This is a genomic window from Chitinophaga sp. (assembly GCF_036569125.1).
Classification (GTDB): Bacteria; Bacteroidota; Bacteroidia; order Chitinophagales; family Chitinophagaceae; genus Chitinophaga.
Window position 1 is genome coordinate 1 of record NZ_DATCRF010000646.1, and the last position, 4,634, is coordinate 4,634.

Annotated in this window: 6 protein-coding genes; all 6 read left to right on the plus strand. The window is 47.2% G+C overall.

Annotated features, from left to right (window positions below; all coding sequences use genetic code 11):
* Positions 1-680 (plus strand): DUF5010 domain-containing protein (locus VIM87_RS24095; RefSeq protein WP_331999481.1); only part of this gene is annotated, 680 nt, incomplete at its 5' end.
* 23 nt (positions 681-703) lie between these two features.
* The gene (locus tag VIM87_RS24100) at positions 704-1,786 is read left to right on the plus strand and encodes an SGNH/GDSL hydrolase family protein (RefSeq protein ID WP_331999482.1); all 1,083 of its coding nucleotides are present in this window, start codon (positions 704-706) and stop codon (positions 1,784-1,786) included.
* Between the two features lie 105 nt (positions 1,787-1,891).
* Positions 1,892-2,365 carry an FABP family protein gene (locus VIM87_RS24105; protein ID WP_331999483.1) on the plus strand — a complete coding sequence of 158 codons (474 nt, stop codon included), beginning with the start codon at positions 1,892-1,894 and terminating at the stop codon, positions 2,363-2,365.
* Positions 2,366-2,468: 103 nt separating this feature from the next.
* Entirely contained in the window at positions 2,469-2,819 is a 351-nt protein-coding gene (locus VIM87_RS24110) for a DUF488 domain-containing protein (protein WP_331999484.1), read from the plus strand.
* A gap of 228 nt (positions 2,820-3,047) precedes the next feature.
* Entirely contained in the window at positions 3,048-4,220 is a 1,173-nt protein-coding gene (locus VIM87_RS24115; protein WP_331999485.1) for a glycoside hydrolase family 76 protein, read from the plus strand.
* A gap of 115 nt (positions 4,221-4,335) precedes the next feature.
* Positions 4,336-4,634: hypothetical protein (locus VIM87_RS24120; protein ID WP_331999486.1), on the plus strand; the 299-nt coding region annotated here is incomplete at its 3' end.

Sequence of the window (4,634 nt, forward strand, 5' to 3'; positions counted from 1 at the left end):
CCTTCAATAATGTGAAGGTAGGCACCGCTGTACCGGGGTTCCGGGTAGTGACCGCCACCACCAACATGTTTATAGATGCCAATCACGGGCAAACCTTCATCACAGGGCTTGGCAACACGGCTAATGCAGGTGCGTTGATAACGCTGGTGGAAGGGTTTACGGACTGGCCGGAAAATACAAGTGTATGGCGCAGCAAGGATACTACCTATTACGACTATCCCAACCAGCGCATTAATATTCTGCGCCGTTATACCAACAAAGCCTATGGCAATTTAAAAGTAGAAGCAGAGGGCTGTGATTATTATAACGATCTCTCCGCCGGCAACAGCGGCGGCACCTACCGCGATGGGAATATTGACATTGTTAAAACCGGCGATGCAAACGGCGGATGGCATGTAACCAACACCCAGGCCGGCGAATGGCTGGAGTGGAGAGAGCTGCCCCTGCTAGCAGCTACCCGTTTCCAGGTAAGGTATTCCTCTAACCAGGCCGGCTCCGTGCGTTTTATTGTAGATGGCGTTAGCCAGCCGGTTATTAACCTGCCTGTTACCGGTAACGGCAGCTATGCCACTGCCGATGCAGGTGCCATTTCTTTTGCCGGCAACAGCCTGCACACGGTGCGCTTGCAGGTGGTGAGCGGTAACCCGGCCATTAACTATTTTAATATAGTAGCACAATAATATTCACGTCTAAAAACCATGTCATGAAAGATCTTTTATGCATAGGGCTCATCAGCCTTTCACTGGGATGCGCCAAGCAGCAGCTGTTAACGGCTGAAGCGGCTAATTCCACGAAGAATAAAGACCAGGTAAAAGCAAATGCAGCACTCGTAACACCCGGCGCAGTAGGCGATACCAACATCAGATACTTTGGCCGCTGGAATTTCAGCAATAGCAACCAGTATGAAAGCGACTGGGGCGGCGCCTATATTAAAGTGAAATTTACCGGCACCACCGTTAAGATCAAGGTAGGCAATAACACCAACTACTATGCAAAAATTGATAACGGCCCATGGGTAAGCTATAAAGGCGTTAGCGGTACGGTGAACCTTACGCCCACACCCCTGGGCAGCGGCACGCATACCTTATCAGTGGCCCAGGGAAAAGACTACAGCTACGTATTTATTTTCCAGGGATTAATACTGGATGCCGGCGCTGCCACCAGTAAGCCGCAGGTAAGCACAGACCTGATAGAATACATAGGCGATTCTATTACGGCCGGTTATACAGATGACCAGGCCAATGTTTCTGATTATGCATGGGTATGTTCGGAGGCATTAGGGGCTGAACATACGCAGATCGCCTACCCGGGCATAGCGCTCACCAATAACTTTGGCATCAATGCGAATAAAACCGGCATGGAGATCCAGTATTTCAAACAGCAATCGCTGGCCTTTACCAACTCGCCGGACTGGGATTTTACCCGGTATACGCCTAAGGTGGTGGTGATCAATCTTGGCCAGAATGATCAAAGCACACAGGTGCCCGACAGCCTGTTTCAAAGCACCTACATTTCCTTTCTGGGAAAAGTAAGGGCTAAATTCCCCAATGCGCACATTTTTGCTATGCGCACTTTTTTTGGCGTAAAAGCTGCACAAACACTGGCTGCTGTAAATGCAAGAATAGCAGCCGGCGACAACAAAGTGCACTATATTAATACAGATGGATGGCTTACGCGTAACAGCCCGGACTACACGAATAATACGGATGTACATCCCAGTGTAAGCGGCCATATAAAAGCCGCGGGCCGTTTACAGCCCATTCTGGCGCCTTACCTTAGCCATTAGTAATACTGCGGCTGTATCAGGAATGATACAGCCGCTTTTTTTGCGGCCATACTTCATTGAGGAATGAAGTGTTGATCCCGGAAGTGCTGTTACTTTGTGGTAATTATGAAAGAGATCTTACTGAAAATGAAAAGCCTGTTCGCTGGTAAATGGGCAGGGGAGGGATTTGCCAAATTCCCTGCCATTGACGATACCGCCTATACAGAGCAGCTGGAATTTATACCGGATGAGTACAAGGACGCTATTTTTTTCCGGCAAAAAACATGGTATAAGAACAACACGGAAAAGAACGGCCATACCGTTTTCTGGGACACCGGGTTCATTATATTAAAGGAAGATAAGATCCTGCTGCACAGCGTGCAGGTAGGCGGGCGTATTGAAACTTATGAACTGGTGCACGCGGAGAATGAAACATTTATGTTTAACAGCGCAGCTATTTTAAATGATCCCAGGTCCATCCGCTCACAAAGGGTTTTTACCGTGAGTGGCGGCCGCTTTCATTATGAGTTGAATATGGCCACCCATGCAGCTGATTTTCAAAACCATTTAATGGCTGATCTGGAAAAGGCTGCGTTTTAGGGAACGACTGACTGTTAAAGGAGCGCAATCATAGAACAACGTTGACGCCGCTGCGCCTGGCCCGCATAACAGCAGAGTTGCTTACCTTTGAAAAAACGTTTGTATGGCTATCCATATAAAAAGGATCTACGATCCTGTTTCAAAGACCGATGGCTACCGCATACTGGTAGACCGTTTATGGCCGCGCGGCATTAAAAAGGAAGACGCGCATATTGATGAATGGATGAAGGAAATAGCACCTTCCACAGAATTGCGGAAATGGTTCCATCATGAGGAGGGGAGCTGGGAAGCATTCCGTAAGAAATATCATGCTGAATTAAAGGCTTCACCGGCAGTAGAAGCGTTAAGGTCCTGTATCAAAGAACACAAGACCGTAACATTTTTATATGCTGCAAAGGATGAGGAGCATAATCATGCATTGGTGTTGCAGGAGTTTGTAGAAAAGGATAAGTGATTACCTGCGTGTAAATATTCAAAAAGGGCAAAAAAGACTCCCTTATATCTAATTCCCCCAAAAAAATCTTACCCCCTTGTAAGTAATTCCTCCCCCTGTACCTGTCCTCTATTTACAACCTGTTCTGAAAACCCGGTTCCACGGTCGTGAGCACGCAGTATTGTTGAAGCTGGACCCGTCTCAATAAGCATGTAGCACAATTCTTCATTACCATAAAAATTGAAAAACATGAAAATTCCACTATCTGTAAGCTGCAGCAAAGCCCTGGCTGCCTTCTTGTTCACCCTCACCTTCACCGGTTGCGCTAAAAAGGAAGTAAAAGAATTGGAAAAAATGTCCGCTAACAGCGCCAGTGAAAGCGCGGTAACTGCCAGCTCCGTACAGCCGGTAAAGTCAGAAGCGCTGCTGGCCATGCAATGTTATAATAATGCTTTTTACCATGAGTACGGCACTTATGGCTCCTCTTTTAAGGCATATTACTATTCCGATGTTACTCATTCCGGCAGAATGGATTTCTGGAAGCAGGCAGAAGCCATTGAAACTATCATAGATGCTTATACGATCAGCAACGATCCCGATCTGAAGAACAAAATGGTATACCTGTATAATGGTATGAGGGATGGTTACGGGCTGCTGTGGAGCTCCAACATTTATAATGACGATGTGATCTGGGGCGCGCTGATGTGCATCCGCGCTTTTCAGTTCACCAATGACGGCGGCATGAAAGATATGGCCAAAAATAACTTTGACATGGTTTGGAACCGTGCCTGGGATACCAACCTGGGCGGCGGTTTATGGTGGACCACTGCCAATAACACCAAAAATGCCTGTGTAAATGCACCGGCAGCCATTTGCGCCATGTACCTGTACCAGGCTACCGGCGATGTTAGCTACCGCGACAAAGCCAAAATGATCATGGACTGGATGGTGAGCAAATTATATAATGCCGGTACCGGCGCGCTTGCAGGCGCTATGAATGCCGCCGGCAATATTACCGAAGGCACCCGCACCTACACGCAGGGTACTTTTATAGGCGCCTGCAACCTGCTGCACAACGCTTATCCCTCCAATAATTACAAGGCAATGGGGGCCAAAGCCATGGACTATACGAAAAACAGCATGTGTAATGCACAGGGCCTGCTGCCGGATGAATATGATAACGAAGATTGCCAGGGCTTTAAGTCCATTTTTGCACGCTGGGCATGTAAGTTCACACATGATCAGGGATACCAGAGCACCTACGCCTCCTGGCTCAATTATAATGCTGCGGAAGCCTGGGCCTACCGGAACTCCAGCGGCCTTATGTGGGGCCAGTGGTGGCGCAGAACGCCGGACAGTTATGTAAACGCTTTCGAAACCACCTGTGGGGTAGCTATGATGAACGGAGTGTGGTTGTTTTGATGTTTAAAGAAGGAAAGGCCGGCCTTTGTGCCGGCTTTTTTTATGGATTTTAAATTTAAAATTATTATAATATATTTACATGATTAACAAGCGTACAAATTAGCTGATCCCTTCTATGAAAGTATTCCGTCTGCTCGTGCTAACAGCATCTGCAATGATTGTCTTTTCTTTTTCTTTTGCCCAGATTGTAAAGACTATTAAACCCACCATTGGAGATAAGAACAATTACTCTAAAAAAGAGCAGCAGCTGTGGCAGCAGGCGCTGGACAATTATGCAAAGATAGATACCCGTGAGCTGTCTTATGAAAAATTAGCACCTAAAGACAAAGCATTTATTGACAGCATGGAATTGGGCTATGGGCCTATGACGGAAGGCCCGGGATGCAGCTGGTATTGCGGAGGGCTGATGTATAG

What these genes read in the sequence shown, in the direction of transcription:
- VIM87_RS24115 (WP_331999485.1), top strand. Translation starts at nt 3,048, where the DNA reads ATGAAAATTCCACTATCTGTAAGCTGCAGCAAAGCCCTGGCTGCCTTC.
- VIM87_RS24100 (WP_331999482.1), top strand. Translation starts at nt 704, where the DNA reads ATGAAAGATCTTTTATGCATAGGGCTCATCAGCCTTTCACTGGGATGC.
- VIM87_RS24105 (WP_331999483.1), top strand. Translation starts at nt 1,892, where the DNA reads ATGAAAGAGATCTTACTGAAAATGAAAAGCCTGTTCGCTGGTAAATGG.
- VIM87_RS24110 (WP_331999484.1), top strand. Translation starts at nt 2,469, where the DNA reads ATGGCTATCCATATAAAAAGGATCTACGATCCTGTTTCAAAGACCGAT.